The 19,750-nt window shown below is 59.3% G+C and carries 19 protein-coding genes and 1 pseudogene; 8 read left to right on the plus strand and 12 right to left on the minus strand.

Going from position 1 to position 19,750, the window contains the following annotated elements; all coding sequences use genetic code 11:
* Together IAE39_RS29760 and IAE39_RS21730 are read left to right on the plus strand one after the other, a co-directional pair.
* Window positions 1-382 (plus strand): annotated as a pseudogene (locus IAE39_RS29760) (hypothetical protein); the annotation flags it as partial.
* Between the two features lie 57 nt (window positions 383-439).
* Window positions 440-814 carry a hypothetical protein gene (locus IAE39_RS21730; protein WP_201206397.1) on the plus strand — a complete coding sequence of 125 codons (375 nt, stop codon included), beginning with the start codon at window positions 440-442 and terminating at the stop codon, window positions 812-814.
* Window positions 815-1,430: 616 nt separating this feature from the next.
* Here IAE39_RS21730 and IAE39_RS21735 read toward each other — a convergent pair.
* The 3 genes from IAE39_RS21735 to IAE39_RS21745 form a co-directional block, all read right to left on the minus strand.
* Entirely contained in the window at window positions 1,431-2,501 is a 1,071-nt protein-coding gene (locus IAE39_RS21735) for a PIN domain-containing protein (protein ID WP_201206399.1), read from the minus strand.
* An 81-nt stretch (window positions 2,502-2,582) separates the two neighbouring features.
* Window positions 2,583-3,581 carry an SMEK domain-containing protein gene (locus tag IAE39_RS21740; RefSeq protein WP_201206401.1) on the minus strand — a complete coding sequence of 333 codons (999 nt, stop codon included), beginning with the start codon at window positions 3,579-3,581 and terminating at the stop codon, window positions 2,583-2,585.
* Window positions 3,582-3,986: 405 nt separating this feature from the next.
* Window positions 3,987-4,931, minus strand: coding sequence for a LysR family transcriptional regulator (locus IAE39_RS21745; protein ID WP_201206403.1), 945 nt, complete (start codon window positions 4,929-4,931; stop codon window positions 3,987-3,989).
* 132 nt (window positions 4,932-5,063) lie between these two features.
* Between IAE39_RS21745 and IAE39_RS21750 the strand changes: the two genes are divergently transcribed.
* Together IAE39_RS21750 and mmsB are read left to right on the plus strand one after the other, a co-directional pair.
* Window positions 5,064-6,590: a CoA-acylating methylmalonate-semialdehyde dehydrogenase gene (locus tag IAE39_RS21750; protein ID WP_201206405.1), complete on the plus strand. Its 1,527-nt coding sequence runs from the start codon at window positions 5,064-5,066 to the stop codon at window positions 6,588-6,590.
* 10 nt (window positions 6,591-6,600) lie between these two features.
* A complete protein-coding gene (mmsB, locus tag IAE39_RS21755; protein WP_201206407.1) occupies window positions 6,601-7,488 on the plus strand; it encodes a 3-hydroxyisobutyrate dehydrogenase in 888 nt (295 codons plus the stop codon).
* Between the two features lie 149 nt (window positions 7,489-7,637).
* Here mmsB and IAE39_RS21760 read toward each other — a convergent pair whose 3' ends face one another.
* The 8 genes from IAE39_RS21760 to IAE39_RS21795 all read right to left on the minus strand — a co-directional run bounded on the left by IAE39_RS21760 (window position 7,638) and on the right by IAE39_RS21795 (window position 14,965).
* A complete protein-coding gene (locus tag IAE39_RS21760; protein WP_201206409.1) occupies window positions 7,638-7,982 on the minus strand; it encodes a cupin domain-containing protein in 345 nt (114 codons plus the stop codon).
* Between the two features lie 96 nt (window positions 7,983-8,078).
* A complete protein-coding gene (locus tag IAE39_RS21765) occupies window positions 8,079-9,011 on the minus strand; it encodes a phosphatidate cytidylyltransferase (protein ID WP_201206410.1) in 933 nt (310 codons plus the stop codon).
* A gap of 1 nt (window position 9,012) precedes the next feature.
* Complete coding sequence (locus tag IAE39_RS21770; protein WP_201206412.1) at window positions 9,013-9,636, minus strand: lysophospholipid acyltransferase family protein; 624 nt, start codon at window positions 9,634-9,636, stop codon at window positions 9,013-9,015.
* Between the two features lie 10 nt (window positions 9,637-9,646).
* A complete protein-coding gene (locus IAE39_RS21775) occupies window positions 9,647-10,078 on the minus strand; it encodes a hypothetical protein (RefSeq protein WP_201206414.1) in 432 nt (143 codons plus the stop codon).
* Entirely contained in the window at window positions 10,075-11,529 is a 1,455-nt protein-coding gene (locus IAE39_RS21780; protein ID WP_201206416.1) for a phosphatase PAP2/dual specificity phosphatase family protein, read from the minus strand. The genes IAE39_RS21775 and IAE39_RS21780 overlap by 4 nt, the downstream gene beginning before the upstream one ends.
* Complete coding sequence (locus IAE39_RS21785; RefSeq protein ID WP_201206418.1) at window positions 11,530-13,284, minus strand: bifunctional alpha/beta hydrolase/class I SAM-dependent methyltransferase; 1,755 nt, start codon at window positions 13,282-13,284, stop codon at window positions 11,530-11,532.
* A gap of 30 nt (window positions 13,285-13,314) precedes the next feature.
* A complete protein-coding gene (locus IAE39_RS21790) occupies window positions 13,315-13,920 on the minus strand; it encodes a CDP-alcohol phosphatidyltransferase family protein (protein WP_201206420.1) in 606 nt (201 codons plus the stop codon).
* A 160-nt stretch (window positions 13,921-14,080) separates the two neighbouring features.
* On the minus strand, window positions 14,081-14,965 hold the full coding sequence (locus tag IAE39_RS21795) for a LysR family transcriptional regulator (RefSeq protein ID WP_201206423.1): 885 nt from the start codon (window positions 14,963-14,965) through the stop codon (window positions 14,081-14,083).
* Between the two features lie 77 nt (window positions 14,966-15,042).
* Here IAE39_RS21795 and IAE39_RS21800 point away from each other — a divergent pair, with 77 nt between their 5' ends.
* Complete coding sequence (locus IAE39_RS21800; RefSeq protein ID WP_201206425.1) at window positions 15,043-15,807, plus strand: sulfite exporter TauE/SafE family protein; 765 nt, start codon at window positions 15,043-15,045, stop codon at window positions 15,805-15,807.
* On the opposite strand, the gene IAE39_RS21805 is transcribed toward IAE39_RS21800, so the two are convergent.
* Entirely contained in the window at window positions 15,797-16,111 is a 315-nt protein-coding gene (locus IAE39_RS21805; protein ID WP_201206427.1) for a putative quinol monooxygenase, read from the minus strand. The genes IAE39_RS21800 and IAE39_RS21805 overlap by 11 nt on opposite strands.
* Window positions 16,112-16,266: 155 nt before the next feature.
* Between IAE39_RS21805 and IAE39_RS21810 the strand changes: the two genes are divergently transcribed.
* From IAE39_RS21810 to ggt, 3 genes are all read left to right on the plus strand, one after another.
* Window positions 16,267-16,857: an NAD(P)H-dependent oxidoreductase gene (locus IAE39_RS21810; protein WP_201206429.1), complete on the plus strand. Its 591-nt coding sequence runs from the start codon at window positions 16,267-16,269 to the stop codon at window positions 16,855-16,857.
* A gap of 157 nt (window positions 16,858-17,014) precedes the next feature.
* Window positions 17,015-17,911: a LysR family transcriptional regulator gene (locus IAE39_RS21815; RefSeq protein WP_201206432.1), complete on the plus strand. Its 897-nt coding sequence runs from the start codon at window positions 17,015-17,017 to the stop codon at window positions 17,909-17,911.
* A 117-nt stretch (window positions 17,912-18,028) separates the two neighbouring features.
* Window positions 18,029-19,696, plus strand: coding sequence for a gamma-glutamyltransferase (gene ggt / locus IAE39_RS21820; RefSeq protein ID WP_201206434.1), 1,668 nt, complete (start codon window positions 18,029-18,031; stop codon window positions 19,694-19,696).
* The last annotated feature ends 54 nt before the right edge of the window (window positions 19,697-19,750 follow it).

The following is a 19,750-nucleotide window of genomic DNA, read 5'->3' on the forward strand; positions in this document are numbered from 1 at the left end:
TCCCAGGCTGTTCCGGGGCCACATTTCAGTTTCTTGGGATTTCAGACAGAGGCTAGCAGCGTTCTTAAGGTACGTAGATGTTATCCGCCGCAGTGGGAGCGAATCGCTGGCCCAGATTGGTTACAGGCCGTCAGGTGAGTGGGTTAATCAGCACGCTATCCCTGCTGCTCTAGGGGATGAATATGAACGTGGTTTAGTATTCCACTCATTGCGGCACTCGCTGGCTTCGTTGAGGCAAGCCAAGGGGGTTCCTATCATTCACGCTCAAGCTATCATGGGGCACGCTTCAGGTACGATTACTTTTGACACTTATGGGGCAGGGGTGCCGGTTGGAACAATCACCGAGCTACTCAAGAAGCTATTTAGCGCTGACGGCAGCTGAGCTATGGTAGCTCTTGCGTCAAGTGTGACAAAGAAAAGTTTGGTATGGAGACGTTATATGAGTGGCAAGGATGGTGGTAAAGAATCTGGATATTATTACGACCTTGGAAAAGCTTGGGGCGAGGTGAGGGATAACTTTGCTAATGGCACCAACAAAAAGAAAATTTCGTCTGCTGCCAGTTTGGTTGGAAAAACCTTGTCTAATGTCGCTGTTCATGTCATGAATAACGGCCAGTCGTATGCAGATAGTGCGACTAAAAGTATTAAGATGACAGCAGAACGGAGAAAGTTGATCGTTGAAAGCTACATGAAGTTGCCTAGCTCTGAGCTTTTGGCGATCTATAAGGAAGGTGCAGGTGGAGTGGACGATGAAGAAAGGAATATTGCATTTAGAATTCTTCTGCAGCGTAAGAAAAGCCGTGGAAGTGGTTGAGAAGATGTTGATGGTGGTGTTGTGCTCAAGCTGATCTGGAATAGCTATTGGTAAAAAATTGTTGGTGTAAAGTGCAAAAAAACTTGCAACGTATGGATAAATATGATTTGGAAGTGTGTAATTGTAACTATTGAGAAAGTAAAGTCTCACAGACCTTTAGGTTGACCATTTCCCTAACTCTCTCAATGGTCCTTAACCTCGTTTCCTCGACGTACCATGAGCAACGTGGTCTTGCCTTCCTTCTTGATCAGCGTTGCTCCCTGCCACTTATGAACCCTCAATCACAGTGGCACCAATTCTCCTTAGCTCCCCTCATTCGCTTAGATTAGGTGAGTGCGGGGGCTTTCTTTTGTCCATTTGAACATACGTTCGTTGGGCATCATTACACTTAATTATATGGAGGTGTCACATATAGAAGCTGAGTGAATGCGGAAGCACCGGCTTTCCGCTAACACGCCTTATGCGCGATCCTGCGCAAGCTCACGGATTTTAATATTTAAACCGTCCACCAGTTTTTTCTAGAAGTCCGGGATATTAAACTGGTCGGACCTATATGCAAACTTATCCATCACCACGGATTTGAGTACGGTAAACATACGGATTTTTCTTGTGTGGTTTACATTCTTGGGTCTTCGTAAGGATATTCTTCTACGTCGAACTCAATCCCTTTATGCAAACCAATAATAGATAGATAAAACTCCTCGTTGATAAATTCGCCCTCATCAGATTCGAAAGCAAGTTCAATTTCAACGGAAAAACTATGTTCTTCCTCTTCTACTCGTTCTAGTGAATCAAAGACGTGGAGTACGTCATCTTCCTTATCGTAGTAGTTATTTGCGGTATCCGGACCAGATACCTCGATTTTGAATTTCACAGCTACGTCAAAATTTATGAGGCAACTTTCAGTGTCTAAGTGAGTAATTTGTGGTATGAAGTCTTCAATATCTATAACCTCAAAATGATCAACCTCTGCATCTTCCCAAGTCGACGAGTTATATCCATCTGCATCATTCAGAAGCGATCTGATTTCTTCTCTGATTGCGTCGTTCTTATCCAGCAGGAACTTCTCAACGAATTTCGCCCGTGCATCGATGTGTTTGTAACATATGTCGAGCATAGCACTTAGCGTGTCTACGCTAATAAACTGATCATTACCTTGGCAAAACGCGCGATGATCTGGGTCTGAGGAAATAACGTAGACTTTCTCGCCTCGTCGTAGAGCGGATCGGATGGCGAGCAGGGAAAAGGCGTCTCTGAATTCGGTTTGCTTTTTGGCTCCAAACGGTCTGATCTGCTTGAAGAACATGTCAAGAATCTCGTTTGGGTTTACCTTGCTCATGTCCACAATTTTAGCATTCGAAGATTCCAGAAAACCTTGGAAATCGTCGTAACCCTTTTTCTTCAAACCATCCTCTGTCAATTCAGGGAAAATCTTGCCAGCCAGTTCATCGTCATTGCGAAGGAATCCAGCTCGCTTTTTGAAATTCTCTAAATTTTTCAGACCTTCCTTGATGGATTCCAGAATCTTCTTTTTGACTTCTTGCTCTACCACTGTGCTCGTGATGTGAACCATTTCACCTTTCTGACACAGCTCTTCAAATGATTTGAAGGTTTGGGACTCAAAATCCATTTCGGCTTTGACATAAAATTCCGTGTCGATGAAGACGTTTTTTGTCGCGAGTGGCATGTGTCAAATTCCAAATCTGTGAGTATTACGAATTCTTTACCAAGAGACTCCCTGGTGCTAGGGAGAGAGAAATCATGTCATTCAAAGGGCTATGCATTTGAAATCAAGACTTACAATCATTTCCCTCACTACATCCTCATCATAATCAGCTATTTTTCTAATCTCCTCGAAAATATTGAGATCAAGCTTTGTCATTTTCTTCAAGCATATAGCAGGAAATTCGCCTTCATTGTCAATTTCAAAGTACCAGTCATAATCGAAGCATTGCCCCTCTAGAGACTCCAAAGCTTCCTTATCTTCTCTGAAATCAAAAGCGGACCTTTTCTTCCGATAATATAACCAGTCATGAAAACGAGGACGCAATTCAGACTTCATGACCAGTTTGTGCAAAGTCAACCTTTGCGCAACCTCCATTCCTTCAAGCATTTCGACGAATTTTGTAAAGTCACGAATGTACGTGCTTATTTCGTCTTTATTTTCTTTAGAGTCGTAACCAGATTGATCAATGAGCCGTTGCATTGAAAGAAAATTACTTTTTGCAGGGGCTTTAATAACATAACTACGCGAGCCAGATGGTGGTGCATATTCCAGCATCGCCAAACTGTGTATCTTGTTAATCTTGTACTCATCATGAATTCTGCTGATTTGAAAATCCAAATCAATTATGGATATGATAGATAAAGTCGTATTTACCATTAGTCCTGGAGGAAACTCTGGTATTTTACACACAGGCTGATCAGTCAGTATAAGAAAAACAAGATCGTCGTACTCATTGAACATTTTTTTACTAACAAAGGTATCGATTGTAGACTTTATTTTTGCCGGTCTATTAGTGGATGTAATCTGATAGCAAACACGATTCCCCAAATCTCTCAGATCAATCGCCGGAAACGTGCTCATTTTCTCATTGGTGGTTCTGAGGTCATACCCATAATAGGCATTCAACACCTGCTTGAAAAACCGTTCCATATCATCATTAATATCGGTACGACCTTTCTTGTTCTGAAATTTAACGTGGGTAGCAATCTCAATGAATTTACGTTCTATTTCATCCAGCTTCTTTTGCGTATGAGTAGTCATCTCTAGCACCGTACAACCTGATTTCTCCAAGGATACACCGCCAAGCAACGAAGGCACAACGCCATCAGTGGATCGAGTAGGAGGCGCCGAGTAATTCGAAAGGATAACTTAGCTCATTTATTGTCGATAGCTTAACTCGACGCTCCTTCAGAATAACTTTGGCCCAATGCTCGGACGTAAGGTAATACAGACGCATTCCAACCCCTCTCATTTTTGTGACAAGACTAGCTCGAAAAAATGACCTGCCTGTAACTCTTATCTGCATCGATGCTCGCTTGGGGTCTGCTTCACTGTTAAGAACCCCATCGACTGTCACAAATGCTGTCACAACCCCTGTCACAAGTCGTTGATTACGCCCCCTTGCAGTAGGTACGATGAGGCACCCTTACTCCTTGTCGATCTAGGCTACGCAAAACTCATCTCCCGCGTTTCCCCCATCAGCAACGGTGCATTCGCCTCCGTCACCCCGCGGATGTAATCCCACAACAGGGTAATCCGCTTCAACTTCCTCAAATCCTCCCGGCAATACATCCAGAACTGCCGCGTCACCTCGATCTCTTCCGGCAGTACCGTCACCAAACGCGGGTCCTGCGCGGCCAGGAAGCACGGCAAAATCGCCAACCCACGCCCCTGCAACGCAGCCGTGTACTGGGCAATCACGCTGGTACTGCGCAAATGCGCGCTGGCGCTGGGGATCAGGTTGGCCAGATACAGCAGCTCCGAACTGAACGCCAGGTCATCCACGTAACTGATGAACGGATGCCTGGCCAGGTCCGCTATCTGGCGAATCGGCGCGTGGTTGTCCAGGTAGTCCTGGGTTGCGTACAGCCGCAAACGGTAATCGCACAGTTTGCAGCACACATAAGGCCCATGCTCCGGCCGTTCCAGAGCAATGACGATGTCCGCCTCGCGCTTGGACAGGCTGATGAAGTGCGGCAGCGGCAGGATATCCACCGAAATCGCCGGGTAGGCATCGACGAAGTGGCTGAGCTGCGGGGTAATGAAGAAGCTGCCAAAGCCCTCGGTGCAGCCCATGCGCACATGCCCCGACAACGCCACGCCCGACCCGGATACCTGCTCGCAAGCCATATGCAGCGTGCTTTCGATGGATTCGGCATAACCGAGCAAGCGTTGGCCCTCGGCGGTGAGGACAAAGCCGTTGGTCCGTGACTTTTCGAACAGCAAGGTACCCAGCGCCCCCTCCAGCGAGCTGATACGCCGCGACACCGTGGTGTAGTCCACGCTCAGCCGTTTGGCGGCGCTGCTGGCCTTGCGGGTACGGGCCACTTCAAGGAAGAACTTCAAATCGTCCCAGTTGAGCGCGCTCAGGGATGTGAGGTCTTTTTGCATGATGATCCGGTTTTTTTGTGCGTTCTTGTTGGATGTTTGCACATCTATACTCGAAACAAGCCTCAGGACGCCACCTCGCGTTTGCCCGGCGCTGGCGATCTCGTCCCGACAATAATTCCAAGGAGAACGCAGATGAACGCACCGCAATCCCCTAACCAGACCAAAGTCGAGCAGGTCAAGCTGCTGATCGACGGCCAGTGGGTCGAGTCCAAGACCACCGAATGGCGCGACATCGTCAACCCGGCCACCCAGGAAGTGCTGGCGCGCGTACCGTTCGCTACCGTCGAAGAAGTCGACGCTGCCGTGGCCGCTGCCCATCGCGCCTTCCAGACCTGGCGCAACACCCCGATCGGCGCGCGCATGCGCATCATGCTCAAGCTGCAGGCGCTGATCCGCGAACACACCAAACGCATTGCCCAGGTGCTCAGCGCCGAGCAGGGCAAAACCCTGGCTGACGCCGAGGGCGATATCTTCCGCGGCCTGGAAGTGGTCGAGCACGCCGCCTCCATCGGCACCCTGCAGATGGGCGAGTTCGCCGAAAACGTCGCGGGCGGTGTCGATACCTACACCCTGCGCCAGCCAATCGGCGTGTGCGCCGGCATCACGCCGTTCAATTTCCCGGCGATGATCCCGCTGTGGATGTTCCCCATGGCCATCGTCTGCGGCAACACCTTCGTGCTCAAGCCGTCCGAGCAGGACCCGCTGTCGACCATGCTGCTGGTCGAGCTGGCGCTGGAAGCCGGCGTACCGGCCGGTGTGCTGAACGTGGTGCACGGTGGCAAACAGGTGGTGGATGCCATCTGCACCCACCAGGACATCAAGGCGATTTCCTTCGTCGGTTCTACCGAGGTGGGCACCCACGTGTACAACCTTGGCAGCCAGCACGGCAAGCGCGTGCAGTCGATGATGGGCGCCAAGAACCACGCGGTGGTATTGCCCGATGCCAACCGCACGCAAACCATCAACGCCCTGGTCGGTGCCGCCTTCGGTGCCGCGGGCCAGCGCTGCATGGCCACCTCGGTGGCGGTGCTGGTGGGCAAGGCCCGCGAATGGCTGCCGGATATCAAGGACGCCGCCAGCAAGCTCAAGGTCAATGCCGGCTGCGAGCCAGGCACCGATGTAGGCCCGGTGGTTTCCAGGCGCGCCAAGGAGCGGGTACTGGGCCTGATCGAAAGCGGCATCAAGGAAGGCGCCAAGCTGGAGCTCGACGGCCGTGACGTCAAGGTGCCGGGCTACGAGCAAGGCAACTTCGTCGGCCCGACCCTGTTCTCGGGGGTGAAGACCGACATGCAGGTGTACACCCAGGAAATCTTCGGCCCGGTGCTGGTGACCCTGGAGGTCGATACCCTCGACGAGGCGATCGCCCTGGTCAACGCCAACCCGTTCGGCAACGGCACCGGCCTGTTCACCCAAAGCGGCGCTGCAGCGCGCAAGTTCCAGAGCGAAATCGACATCGGCCAGGTCGGTATCAACATTCCGATCCCGGTACCGGTACCGTTCTTCAGCTTCACCGGCTCGCGTGGCTCCAAGCTGGGCGACCTCGGCCCCTACGGCAAGCAAGTGGTGCAGTTCTACACTCAGACCAAGACCGTCACTGCCCGCTGGTTCGATGACGACAGTGTCAACGACGGTGTGAACACCACCATCAGCCTGCGCTAAGGAGCACCTCATGCGTATTGCATTCATCGGCCTGGGCAACATGGGCGCGCCCATGGCCCGCAACCTGATCAAGGCCGGGCACCAGCTGAACCTGTTTGACCTGAACAAGGCGGTGCTCGCCGAGCTGGCCGAACTGGGTGGGCAGATCAGCCCGTCGCCCAAGGACGCGGCAGCCAACAGCGAACTGGTGATCACCATGCTGCCGGCTGCAGCCCATGTGCGCAGCGTGTACCTGAACGAAGACGGTGTGCTGGCTGGCATTCGCCCCGGCACCCCCACTGTGGACTGCAGCACCATCGACCCGCAGACCGCGCGTGATGTGTCCAAGGCCGCAGCGGCCAAAGGCGTGGACATGGGCGACGCGCCGGTGTCTGGTGGCACGGGTGGCGCGGCGGCCGGCACCTTGACCTTCATGGTCGGTGCCAGCGCCGAGCTGTTCGCCAGCCTCAAGCCGGTACTGGAGCAGATGGGCCGCAACATCGTGCACTGCGGGGAGGTGGGTACCGGGCAGATCGCCAAGATCTGCAACAACCTGCTGCTGGGTATCTCGATGATCGGCGTGTCCGAGGCCATGGCCCTGGGTAACGCGCTGGGCATCGATACCAAGGTGCTGGCCGGCATCATCAACAGCTCGACCGGGCGTTGCTGGAGCTCGGATACCTACAACCCGTGGCCGGGCATTATCGAGACCGCGCCGTCATCACGCGGTTACACCGGTGGTTTTGGTGCCGAGCTGATGTTGAAGGATCTGGGGCTGGCTACCGAAGCGGCACGCCAGGCACACCAACCGGTAATCCTCGGTGCCGTGGCCCAGCAGCTGTACCAGGCCATGAGCCTGCGCGGCGAGGGCGGCAAGGACTTCTCGGCCATCGTCGAGGGTTATCGCAAGAAGGATTGATGCAAGAGGTGGACTTCATCGCGGGCCGGGCGGCCTTCCCTCTGTAACTGCGCACCAGAGGGCAGGGCGCTTGACCCGCGATTTTTTTGCCCCGATTCAGCAGGCATCATCTAACCCGCTCCCACAAAGTGTGATGCTGGTACTTGAAGTCAGGCGAAGACGAAGTACTTGCGCACAGTCTCGACCACTTCCCAGGTACCTTTCATCCCCGGCTCGATCACGAACACATCGCCCGCTTTCAGGTGCTTCGGCTCTTCGCCTTCCGGGGTGATGATGCAGTAGCCATCGAGGAAGTGGCAGAACTCCCACTTCTCATAGTTGACCTCGAACTTGCCCGGGGTGCAGATCCAGGTGCCCATGATCTTGCTGCCGTCGGCCGACAGGTAGGCGTTGAGGTTGATGGTGTGCGGATCGCCGCCGATGCGCTTCCACTTGGTGGCGTCCACGACCGGCGTCGGGCAGGTTTCGCGCAGGACGGTGATGAAATCGGACATGGCACAACTCCTGGTGACTGGCTGAATGACTCGTCACCATAGGGCCATATGCCGGGCCGCAGTTGCCTGGGCTCGACGTCCAGCTGCCTGCCTGCGCTATGCCCACCAATACCGCACAAAATGGAAGAACACCGGCGCAGCAAAGCACACCGAATCCATGCGGTCGAGCATGCCGCCGTGGCCTTCGATCATGTGCCCCCAGTCCTTCACCCCGCGGTCACGCTTGATGGCCGACATTACCAGCCCGCCGAAGAAGCCCATGGCGTTCACCGCCAGCGCCATCAGCGCGGCCTGCCAGAAGCTGAACGGGGTGATCCAGCACAGCAGGGCGCCGATCAAGGTGGCCAGCGCTACGCCCCCGGCCAGGCCTTCGACGGTCTTGGAGGGTGACAGGTTGGGCGCCACCTTGTGCTTGCCGAACAGCTTGCCGCATACGTACTGCAGCACATCACTGATCTGCACTACCAAAATCAGCCAGGCGATCAGCAGCAGGTTGCGGCCTTCATAACCCGGGATATCCAAGGTCATCAAGGCCGGTACCGACGACACGCAGTAGACGGCGATCATCAAGCCCCACTGCACTTTCGAAGCACGTTCGAGAAAACGTGTGGTATCGCCGCCGAAGCTGGCCAGGATGGGTAGCAGCAGGAACAGGTACACGGGGATGAAGATACTGAACAGGCCGTACCAGTCCATGGCGATCAGCACGTATTGCACCGGCAGCGCCACATAGAACGCTGCTACCAGCGCCGGGTAGTCGCTGCGCCGGGTCGGCGTGAGGGTCATGAACTCGCGCAAGGCGTAGAACGACACGCCATAGAACAGCACGATCACGCCGTACTTGCCGAACAGAAACGCGAGACCGATCACCAGCACCATTACCCACCAGGCGTTGATGCGGGCGTTGAGGTTGTCGATTACCGCGTGCGGTGCCGGCCCGGCGCGCCACTTGAGCAAGCGGCCGATCACGCTGGCGAGCAGCAGCAAGGCGCCGATGCCGGCAAATAGGGAGAGGGTATTGTCATCCATGTCAGGCATCCTTCGGGGCCAGGTTCAGCAGGGCCTGGCTGGCCCGCTCGAGAAACGCCTGTTTGCTTTCATCGGCTTGCAGGTGCAGGGGCTCACCAAAGCTCAACGTGCAAAGCAACGGCAAGGGCAGGGCGCGGCCTTTTGGCATCACCCGGTTGAGGTTGGCGATCCACACGGGCACCAGTTCGACCTCCGGGTTGGCCGCCGCCAGGTGATACAGCCCGCTCCTGAACGGCATCAACGGCTCGTCGCCCAGGTTGCGCGTGCCCTCCGGGAAGAAGATCAACGAGTCGCCCTGGGCCACCGCTTCGAGGATCGGCTGCAGCGGGTTGCCTTGGCCTTCGCTGCGTTGCCGGTCGATCAGTACACCATTGAAGACCTTGCGAATGAGGAAGTTGCGGATGCCCGGTCTGGCCCAGTAGTCGGCGCCGGCCACCGGGCGGGTGCGCCTGCGCAGAGGTTGCGGCAGTGAGGCCCACAGCAGCACGAAGTCGCCGTGGCTGCTGTGGTTGGCAAAATACAGGCGTTGCACTGGCAACGGCGTGCAACCCAGCCACAGGGCGCGGGCGCCGGTGATCAGGCGGGCGGCGGAGGTGATGAGGTAGGCCGTCAGGTTGGCGAGCATGGATTGGTAGTCATCCCTTCAAAGGCAGCATCAGCAGGGTAGCCAAGGCCAGCGTCAGTTGCAGGCCCAGGCAAACGGCCTGGCGGCGCAACAAGCCGAGCGCGGCCTGGCTGCGGGCGGGCCAGGCACGGGCGTCTGCGGCCTGTGGCTTGAGTTTCAGTTCGAACAGGGCACGGTCCAGGGCCAGGGTATCTGCTGCCAGGTCGCTGCTATCGGCGAAGCGGGCAAACAGTTCGGCATCCACAGCAACGCGGATGGCCCAGTACTTGTGCAGCACGCCAAGCATCAGCAGCACGCAACACAGCAGGCTGGTCAGCGGTTGCAGCGTTGCGCCCAGCAAAGGCGCCAGGCCGTAGGCCAGGGCCAGCAGCGTAAGGCCGTCTGAAAGGCGTTCCAGCTGTTTGCCGCGGCCCAGCAATGCGGCTACCACGAGCAGGTTCATGGTTGTACTCCAAGCTGTTGCAGGGCCAGGCGGTGTGCGCGGTGCAGGACGATACCAGGGCGGGCCTTGCGGATCAGCGCTTCGGCCTGCCGGGCATCGCTGCAGCGGCCTGTGAGTATTAGCCAGGCAGCCACGGCGCTGGCGCTGCGCGAATAGCCCAGGGCGCAGCAGACCAGTACCGGGCCTTGGGCGCGGGAGTGCTCGATGGCGTTGGCTGCCTGGTGCAACAGGTTAGGCTCTGGCGCTATCAGGTCCAAGGCAGGAAAACACTGATATCCAACCGCTGACGCAATCGGTGTAGGAGCGGCCTTGTGTCGCGAAAGGGGCGCGAAGCGGCCCCAGATTTTCAGCTTCGCTGCAGACATTGCCGGGGCTGCTGTGCAGCCCTTTCGCGACACAAGGCCGCTCCTACAAAGGTCCGTGCAGTCCTGAAAATGGCACGGCAACTCTGCACACAAATCGACAAGCGCAGCAAATTGCGCACCGTCGCCGTACCCGGGAATCCGCCCCAGATAAACGCCATCGCACACTTCATCCGCCTGCGGGTGGTGCCTGGTCCACCACCGCGAATTGGCCCACGCGCCCACCAGGTACGGCGCCAGCAACCAGCAAGCTGCAGACGACAGGCGCCCATCGGCGCCTTTCTGAAACCCGCCTGCGCCGAACACGGCATAATTCAGCGCCACCAAAGCCAGCGACATGGCCGGCCAGGCGAGCCATAGCCAGGCACCGCCCAACGCAATGGCAGGCACTGCGCACAACAGGGCGCCCACGGCATAGCACAACGCCACCCGCCAGCGTGTGGCGTCTCGCGCAAGAACAGCCTGTTGCCAAGGTAACCGCCCTTTGTGCGGCCACAGCCAGACACAGGCAAACCCGGCCAATGCCCCAGTTGGCACGTCGATGAAATGGTGCTGCCAAGTGGTCAGCACAGACACCCCGATCAGCGCCATCCAGCCATGCGTCAGCCAGCGCCAGGCCGGCTGCCTTACATGCCGGGCAAACATCGTCCAGATGATCACAAGCAGCGCAATATGCAGCGAAGGCGCCTGGTTGAAGGGTTTGTCAAAACCCATCAGCACATCGAACAGCCAGCCGAACAGCCCACCCAGCTCAGGCCGCTCGAAGGTGAAGCGCAGCGGCCAGAGCAGGAAGCAGGTAACGCAGATCAGTTGGGCGCTGAGCAGCGCCAGCGCGTGCCGGTCCATTTCCTGGCGCGTGCGCGGCAGCAGGAAGGACAACCCGTAGAGCAAGTCGATCGACCAATACGGAATGATCGTCCAGGGCCATAGCGGCATGCCCTGTTCCCAACCGAACACCAGGCTGCCGACATCCGTGCGCCCGGCCGTATGGTTGTTGGCCAGCCCGTAGCTGAGGAAAAACAGTGGGCCGAGCAACAGCAGCCAGAGCACACCGCGGCGGATCAGCCCAGGTTCACGTGCCAGGCCCATTCAGCGCACCCGTTGTGCCAGGCTGACGCTGAAGATGCCCCATTCGTCGATGCGCTGGGCCAGTTTGCGGAAGCCCGCGGCCTCCACCAACTGGTCCATTTCGGCCTGGCTGCGGCGGCGCATTACCCAGGCCTCGCCGCCACGATGGCTGGTAAGGGCGCGGGCGATCATTTCCAGTTGCGGGTGCCACGGCTGGCCGGTGTAGACCAGATAACCGCCGTCCTCCATGGCATCGGCAAGGCCCGCCAGAGAGTTGCCCACCAGCTGGTTGCTCGGGAACAGCTCGTAAAGGCCCGAGACCACGGCCAAGGTCGGTGGCTGATCCAGCGTAGCCAGGCTCTGCCGGTCGAAGGCATCGCCTTGAATGAAGCGGGCGATGTTGGCCAGGCCTTTTTCGGCAATCAACGCACTGCCTTGTTGCACGTTCAGCTCGCTGTAGTCGCGCAGCAGGATCGAGTCTGGCAATTGCTGCAGCTCTTGCAAGGCTTCGAGAATATAGCGGCCGTGGCCAGCGGCGATGTCGACGATATGGACCGGGCGCTGTTGGTCGCGCAGGCGGGCGATCGCCAGGCGCAGCAGCTCTTCGACATGCAGCTTGCGCTGGCGGATACCGCGCCAGCCAATGGCGCCAAGGTAGTTCTGGTCGACCAGGCGGCCCAGCTTGCCCTTGCCGGTGGGTTGGTTGCGGTACACGTAGTCGAGGGTGCTGCCCGAATCGAAACCTGTGTCGAAGCCAAGCTTCACACCCTCGGACAAGCCCTTGCCCAGGCGCAGGCTGGCACGGGTGGCGCGCCAGTACAGGTCACGCGGCGAGTTGCGCGGCAGCGGCGCTGCCAGGCTTTCTGCTTCGGCGCAGCTGGCACCGACCTTGTCGGCATCGAGCAGCGACGGTACCGGGGCTGGGCTGGCGAAGCAATGCTCGACAAAGCGTTCAATGCGCCGCAAGGCATGAGCCCTGTCACGTTCACCCAAGGTGTCATGGAAAAAGCCCGGCAGGATGTGCATTTCCTTGCGCGTACTGCCCAGGCGTTCGAAAAAGCGTTCCTGCGGCTGGCGCTCGACCACCAGGTCGGCACCGGATACCAGCAACTGCGTGGGTACCTGGATGGCCTGGGCATCCGCCACAACCCGGTCGGCGGCTTCGTAGAGGCCCAGCAGCATGGTCACCGAAATGGGCCGGCTGATCAGTGGGTCGGCCACATAGGACATGACCCGCTCGGGGTCGTGAGTGAGCAGGCGCGGCTTGACGTAGCTGTTGACGAAGAAGTTCCCGCGCAAGGCCTTGAGCAGCCTCAGGCCGGGGCGAGCGAACGGTACGTACAGCTTGACCTTGAACGCCGGCGAGGCCAGTACCAGGCAACGCACCTTGGGTGCGTAGTCATGGGCCCAGGTAGCGACCAGCACGGCCCCCACGCTTTGTGCCAGCACCACCAGGTCCTGCTCTGCGATGCCGTGGTGGGTCTGTATGTGTGCGATGAAGGTTTGCACATCGCGCACGCTGGTGGCAAACCCCGGGCTGTCGCCGCGGGCGCCTGGCGACTGGCCGTGGCCGCGAGCATCCCAGGCGAAAAAGTCATAGCCCGGCATGTCCAGTTCATCGGCCAGGTGGGCCATGCGCCCGCCATGTTCGTGGCCACGGTGGAACATCACCACCGCTCGGCGTGGCTGGTGTTCGTTGCGGGTGGCAGGCCAATGACGGTAGTGCAACTCGACACCGTCATGGGTGGAGAAGTGCAGCGCTTGCGCTTGACGCATGGTCAACATCCTTTTGCAGCGGCAATTGGCTCAGCGGGTTTCGGCCAGCCCATGGCGAACCCGGTTGTAGAGGGTATAGAGCGAGAGTACGAGGATGACCAGCAGCAGGCCGTTGACCCAGCTGCCATCGAGCAGGCCAAAGGCGACGCCGGTGCCCAGCACGCCGAAGGCAAACGCCCGGTCGCTCTTGCCCATGGGCCCGTCGTAGCGCCTCGAGGCGCCGGCCAGCGGGCCCATGACCCCGGCGTATTCGCTGAAGGTGGCGCACAGTACAACCAGCACCACCAGCGCCGGTGACACACCAGGCAGCAAGGCGAAAGGCAGGTAAAGGGCGGCGTCGGCGATCACGTCGCACAACTCGTTGAGGTAGGCGCCAAGGGTGGACTGCTGGCCGAACTCCCGGGCCAGCATGCCGTCGACGGCGTTCAGTGCCATGCGCAGCAGCATCCACAGCGGCACCAGGATGAACAGCCAGGCGATGTGGGGCAGGGCGGCCAGCAGTACACCTAGCAGCAGCGACACCACGGCGGCGACGACGGTGACCTGGTTGGCGGTGACGCCACGGTCGTAAAGGCGCTGCACGGTCGGGCGCAGCAGGGCCTGGAAGCGAGGTTTCAGCTGGTAGATCGATGCCACTGGAAAATCCTTTTTCGTGGTGCGACAGGGCGCTATTGTGTGTCAGCATGCTTCGCGGGTAAACCCGCTCCCACAGAAGAACCCGTGTTTCCAGAATTGACGCTAAACCTGTGGGAGCGGGTTCACCCGCGAATGCGCCATCCCAGGCGGCGACGTAACCTCAGGCTTCCACCAACCGTTCAACCAATGCTGCGGCATAGCCCGGCAACACCGCAAAATCCCGCGCGCACAGCAGCAACTTGCGCTTGGCCCACGCCTCTTCAAGCATCACCCAGTGCAACGGCAGCACGCCCTGCCAGCGCTGCACGGCAGCCAGCGGTACCACCCCGACCCCAGCCCCGCCGGCGACCATGCGCAAGACCCCGTCAAACCCCTCTGCCCGCACCCGAACCCGCATGCGCTGCCCTTCACGCAGTGCCTGTTCCTCCAGGTACAACGCCAGCGCACTGCCGGCACCCAAGCCGACATGCCCATGGCTCAGGCTGTCGATGAAGCTGGGCGCGGCCGCACGGGCAAGCGGGTGGCCCAGCGGCGTCACCAGCACCAGCGGGTCGTCGCGAAATGGTCGGGTCTGCAGGTGCTGGCTGGGGGCGGCGGTCGAAACGATGCCCAGGTCGGCCATGCCTTGGGTAATCGCCTGCACGATGCGCAAGCTCGGCAGCTCCTGCACGTCCACGCTTACCCCCGGGTTTTGCGCCAGGTAGCTGGCCAGCAGTTCGGGCAGGTATTCGGTGAGCGCTGCGGTATTGCACAGCAGCCGCACCTGGCCTTGTTGACCGTGCGCGTACTGGCCCAGGTCGAACTGCAAGCGCTCGACTTGCTGTGCAATCAGGCGCGCATGCTGCAACAGCGCCTGGCCAGCCGGGGTCGGCTGTACGCCACGGCGGTTACGCTCCAGCAAGGGAATACCCAGCGAGGCTTCCATGGCACGGATGCGCGCACTGGCGGCCGGCAGTGACAGGTGGCTGCGGCTGGCGCCGGCCGTGATGTTGCCGCACTCCAGGGTGTGCTGGAACAGCTTGAGGTCGATCAGGTCGAAATGCATGTGGCTCTGCCTGTGCAAGAGTCTGGCTGAGTATATGGCAGATTTTCACCTCACCACGCAGCCGCCATCATCGGCCTATGACGACCTTCTTCTCTTTCTATCACAACATAGGCCCGGCACTGACAGCGCTAGTGGTAATGACCTTTCTGCTGGCTGGCGCGGTGAAAGGCGTGATCGGTCTCGGCCTGCCGACCATCGCCATGGGCCTGCTGGGCCTGGCTATGCCGCCGGCGCAGGCAGCGGCGTTGCTGATTGTGCCTTCAACGCTGACCAACCTGTGGCAGCTGGCCAGCGGCGGGCACCTGCGGGGCTTGCTGATTCGCTTGGGGCCGATGCTGGCGCTGATCTTCGTCGGCACTTTGCTGGGTAGCGCATGGCTGGGGATCAACAGTGGCCCATGGGCCGTGCACGCACTGGGTGCAGCTTTGCTGGTGTATGCGGTTTATGGGCTGATCGGCCCGGGGTTGCACCTGGCGGCGCGGCATGAGCGCTGGCTGGGGCCGCTGTGCGGGCTGGTCACCGGCGTGATCACCGCGGCAACCGGGGTGTTCGTGATGCCGGCGGTACCCTACCTGCAGAGCCTGGGCCTGAGCCGGGAGCAGATGATCCAGGCCCTGGGCCTGTCATTTACGGTCTCGACCCTGGCCTTGGCCGTGGGCCTGGCCGGGCAGGATGCCCTGGGTGGCCAGGCACTGGGCGCCTCGCTGCTGATGCTGGCGCCGGCCCTGCTCGGCATGCTGGCCGGGCAGTGGCTGCGTCAGCGTATCAGCGCGCAGCTGTTCAAGCGTTGCTTCTTCATCGGCCTGGCCGCACTGGGCGGCCATCTGCTGATCAACGGTTAGCAGACGAAGCGCTGAGCATGTCGACCCGCTGGATGTCGAAATCGCGTTCCAGGTAATCCATGCGATTTTCAAAGAACGCGGCCATGTGCGGCAGGGCCGAGTGCACGTCCAGTGCGGCCTGGTCGGCCCACACCTCGAAGAACACGAACAGGCTCGGGTCTTCCTTGTCGCGCAGCATGTGGTACTCGATGCAGCCGGGTTCCTGGCGGCTTGGCTCGACGTAGGGGCGGAACAGGGTTTCGAACGCATCAGCCATTTCCGGGCGGGTCTTGGCTTTGAGGATGAAGGCGAACTGCTCACTCATGGGGCGCTACTCGGTGATGGGAGGTGAACCGATTCTACGGCAATAATGAGGTCTGTATTCGTGACTTCAGGTCAATTGTATTTTGCCCCGCCCCTGCTGTATCCCCTGCCCGCGAGCCACTAACCTGCGGACCTGAATTTTTCCGCGAGGCTCGCATGAAGAAGATCCTTTTGCTTAACGGTGGCAAACAGTTCGCTCACTCCGATGGTCGCCTCAACGCGACCCTGCACGAAGCGGCCATCGCCCATCTCGACCGGGCCGGTTTCGATGTGCGCCAGACCTTTATCGATGGCGGTTACGACACCCAGGAAGAAGTGGAGAAATTCCTCTGGGCCGATGTCGTGATCTATCAAATGCCCGGCTGGTGGATGGGCGCGCCGTGGACGGTGAAGAAGTACATCGACGACGTGTTCACCGCTGGCCACGGCAGCCTGTATGCCAACGACGGCCGCACCCGTTCGGACCACACGCAGAAGTACGGCAGCGGTGGCCTGGTGCACGGCAAGCAGTACATGCTGTCGCTGACCTGGAACGCGCCGCAGCAGGCGTTTGATGACCCGACGGACTTCTTTGAGGGTAAAGGCGTGGATGCGGTGTATTTCCCGTTCCACAAGGCTAATCAGTTCCTGGGCATGACTGGGCTGCCGACGTTCCTGGCGACGGATGTGATGAAGCGGCCGGATGTGCCGGCTGCGTTGGCGGCCTATCAGGCGCATTTGGACAAGGTGTTTGGCAAGGCACAATAAGGTTTTGCCCTTGCCGGCCTCTTCGCGGGTAAACCCGCTCCTACACAGATCGTTGTAGGAGCGGGTTTACCCGCGAAGAGGCCAGCACAGGCACCGCTGGACTTGGCCTTAACAAGCAGCTATCTATTCCCAGCAGCGTCCAACCACAGGCCCAGATGTGAAAACCCGATCCGAAGAACTCCAGGTATTCGTCGCCGTGATCGACTGCGGCTCGATCTCCGCCGCAGCCGAGCAGATGGGCCAGACCCCGTCAGCCGTCAGCCGCACCTTGTCGCGCCTGGAGGGCAAGCTGGGTACCACGCTGGTCAACCGCACCACCCGGCGCATGGACCTGACCGAGGAGGGCCGGTTCTTTCTCGAGCGCTCGCGGCTGATTCTCGAGCAGATGGACGAGATGGAAGAGCGCCTGTCGATGAACCGCCAGACCCCCACCGGGCGCCTGCGCATCAACGCCGCGGCGCCGTTCATGCTGCATGCCATTCTGCCGTGGATCGGTGAGTTCCGCCGCCAGTACCCCGGTATCGAGTTGGAGCTGAACACCGACGACCTCATCATCGACCTGCTGGAGCAGAGCACCGATGTTGCGATCCGCATCGGTGAGCTGGCCGATTCCAGTCTGCACGCGCGTAACCTGGGTTGCAGCCCGGTGCAGGTGCTGGCCAGCCCGGCCTACCTGGCGCAGCACGGCACGCCACAGCGCGTCGAGGACCTGGCCAGCCACTGCCTGCTCGGCTTCAGCCAGCCCGAGTCGCTCAACCACTGGCCGCTGCGCCATGCCCAGGGTGACCGCTGGAGCATTCGCCCGGCGCTGATCGCCTCCAGCGGCGAGACCCTGCGCCAGCTGGCGCTGGCCGGTGAGGGTATCGTCAGCCTGTCGCACTTCATGACCCACGAGGACATCCGCGCCGGGCGCCTGCAGGTGCTGCTGAGCGAAGCCAACAATGGCTACCGCCAGCCCATCCACGCGGTGTACTACCGCAACACCCAGTTGGCGCTGCGCATCCAGTGCTTCCTTGATTTCATCCAGCGCAAGCTGGCGATGTACGCCTGCTGAGTTGCCTGAACGCGACAGATCCTGTCCACAGGCGGCGAAACTTCCTGCGGTTGATTGCACAGTCGAAGCGCTTCGGCCTTACTGACTGCTCAACAAAAACAACACCAAGGAAGTGTCATGCGTATTGTTCCGTTCCAGTACCTGGCTCTCGCAGCCGCGATCCTGAGCTGTTCCTCGGTTTATGCCGCTGATCTGGAGGGCGGCGCGGTGGCTGCACCCGATCAATATGGTGCACAGGTAGCCGCCGATATCCTGAAAAAGGGCGGCAACGCAGTGGACGCGGCTGTGGCCACGGCCTTCACCTTGGCGGTGACCTACCCCGAGGCCGGCAACATCGGCGGCGGCGGCTTCATGACCCTGTTCGTCGACGGCAAGCCGTACTTCCTCGATTACCGCGAAGTGGCGCCCAAGGCTGCCACGCGCAACATGTACCTGGACGACAAGGGTGAGGTGATCGAGAACCTCAGCCTGGTCGGTGTGCGCGCCGCTGGCGTGCCCGGCACGGTGATGGGCCTGTGGGAAGCACACCAGAAGTTCGGCAAACTGCCCTGGAGCGAGCTGCTGACCCCGGCCATCGGCTATGCGAAAAACGGCTTCAAGGTGGCAGAAAAGCAGTACCAGTACCGCAACGATGCCCAGGGCATGTTCAAGACCGCGACCAACTTCAACGACTACTTCGGCAACATGAAGGTCGGCGAGCTGTTCAAGCAGCCGGAAATGGCCCAGACCCTGGAGCGCATCGCCGACAAGGGCGTAAGCGAGTTCTACCAGGGCAAGACTGCCGATTTGCTGGTGGCGCAGATGCAGGCCGACAAGGGCCTGATCACCAAGGAAGACCTGAAGGACTACAAGGCCGTATGGCGTGAGCCGATGGCCGTCAGCTGGCGTGGCAATGTGGTGTACACCGCGCCGCCACCCAGCTCCGGCGGTGTGGCGCTGGCCCAGTTGCTGGGCATCAAGGAAGACCGCGCAGCCGACTTCAAAGGGGTAGCGCACAATTCGGCGCAGTACATCCACCTGCTGGCCGAGATCGAAAAGCGTGTGTTCGCTGACCGCGCCGACTACCTCGGCGACCCGGCCTTCACCCAAGTGCCTGTGGATAAACTGGTGGCCAAGGACTACCTGGCCAAGCGCGCCGCGCAGGTCAACCCCAAGGCGATTTCCGACACCGACAAGGTCAAGCCCGGGCTGGAGCCGCACCAGACCACGCATTTCTCGATCGTCGACAAGCAGGGCAACGCGGTCAGCAATACCTACACCCTCAACCTGGACTACGGCAGTGGCGTGGTGGTGAAGGGGGCGGGCTTCCTGCTGAACGACGAGATGGATGATTTCAGTGCCAAGCCGGGGGCGGCGAATGCCTTTGGCGTGGTCGGTGGTGATGCCAACGCGATCGAACCGGGCAAGCGCATGCTGTCGTCGATGAGCCCCAGCCTGATGACCCGGGATGGCAAGGTCGAGCTGGTGATCGGCACCCCGGGTGGCTCGCGGATCTTTACCTCGATCTTCCAGGTGATGAACAACCTGTATGACTACGGCATGCCGCTGGACAAAGCAGTGGCGGCGCAGCGTGTGCACCATCAGCTGCTGCCCAAGGACACCATCTACTTCGACAGCTATGCGCCGTTGACCGGACCGGTGGCTGACGGGCTGAAGAAGATGGGGTATGTGCTGGAAGATCAGGGCTGGGAGATGGGGGATATCCAGGCGATCCGGGTGGATGGGGTGAAGCTGGAGACCGCTTCCGATCCGCGGGGGCGTGGGGTGGGGATGATCATCAAATAGTTCTCTGTAGGCAGTGCTGACGCATTCGCGGGTGAACCCGCTCCCACAGGTGCA

It is taken from the genome of Pseudomonas sp. S37 (assembly GCF_016658545.1).
Classification (GTDB): domain Bacteria; phylum Pseudomonadota; class Gammaproteobacteria; order Pseudomonadales; family Pseudomonadaceae; genus Aquipseudomonas.

Excerpts from the sequence above, each read along its gene's own strand:
- IAE39_RS21730 (WP_201206397.1), top strand. The coding sequence starts at position 440 with ATGAGTGGCAAGGATGGTGGTAAAGAATCTGGATATTATTACGACCTT.
- IAE39_RS21735 (WP_201206399.1), bottom strand. The coding sequence starts at position 2,501 with ATGCCACTCGCGACAAAAAACGTCTTCATCGACACGGAATTTTATGTC.
- IAE39_RS21740 (WP_201206401.1), bottom strand. The coding sequence starts at position 3,581 with ATGACTACTCATACGCAAAAGAAGCTGGATGAAATAGAACGTAAATTC.
- IAE39_RS21745 (WP_201206403.1), bottom strand. The coding sequence starts at position 4,931 with ATGCAAAAAGACCTCACATCCCTGAGCGCGCTCAACTGGGACGATTTG.
- IAE39_RS21750 (WP_201206405.1), top strand. The coding sequence starts at position 5,064 with ATGAACGCACCGCAATCCCCTAACCAGACCAAAGTCGAGCAGGTCAAG.
- mmsB (WP_201206407.1), top strand. The coding sequence starts at position 6,601 with ATGCGTATTGCATTCATCGGCCTGGGCAACATGGGCGCGCCCATGGCC.
- IAE39_RS21760 (WP_201206409.1), bottom strand. The coding sequence starts at position 7,982 with ATGTCCGATTTCATCACCGTCCTGCGCGAAACCTGCCCGACGCCGGTC.
- IAE39_RS21765 (WP_201206410.1), bottom strand. The coding sequence starts at position 9,011 with ATGGATGACAATACCCTCTCCCTATTTGCCGGCATCGGCGCCTTGCTG.
- IAE39_RS21770 (WP_201206412.1), bottom strand. The coding sequence starts at position 9,636 with ATGCTCGCCAACCTGACGGCCTACCTCATCACCTCCGCCGCCCGCCTG.
- IAE39_RS21775 (WP_201206414.1), bottom strand. The coding sequence starts at position 10,078 with ATGAACCTGCTCGTGGTAGCCGCATTGCTGGGCCGCGGCAAACAGCTG.
- IAE39_RS21780 (WP_201206416.1), bottom strand. The coding sequence starts at position 11,529 with ATGGGCCTGGCACGTGAACCTGGGCTGATCCGCCGCGGTGTGCTCTGG.
- IAE39_RS21785 (WP_201206418.1), bottom strand. The coding sequence starts at position 13,284 with ATGCGTCAAGCGCAAGCGCTGCACTTCTCCACCCATGACGGTGTCGAG.
- IAE39_RS21795 (WP_201206423.1), bottom strand. The coding sequence starts at position 14,965 with ATGCATTTCGACCTGATCGACCTCAAGCTGTTCCAGCACACCCTGGAG.
- IAE39_RS21800 (WP_201206425.1), top strand. The coding sequence starts at position 15,043 with ATGACGACCTTCTTCTCTTTCTATCACAACATAGGCCCGGCACTGACA.
- IAE39_RS21805 (WP_201206427.1), bottom strand. The coding sequence starts at position 16,111 with ATGAGTGAGCAGTTCGCCTTCATCCTCAAAGCCAAGACCCGCCCGGAA.
- IAE39_RS21810 (WP_201206429.1), top strand. The coding sequence starts at position 16,267 with ATGAAGAAGATCCTTTTGCTTAACGGTGGCAAACAGTTCGCTCACTCC.
- ggt (WP_201206434.1), top strand. The coding sequence starts at position 18,029 with ATGCGTATTGTTCCGTTCCAGTACCTGGCTCTCGCAGCCGCGATCCTG.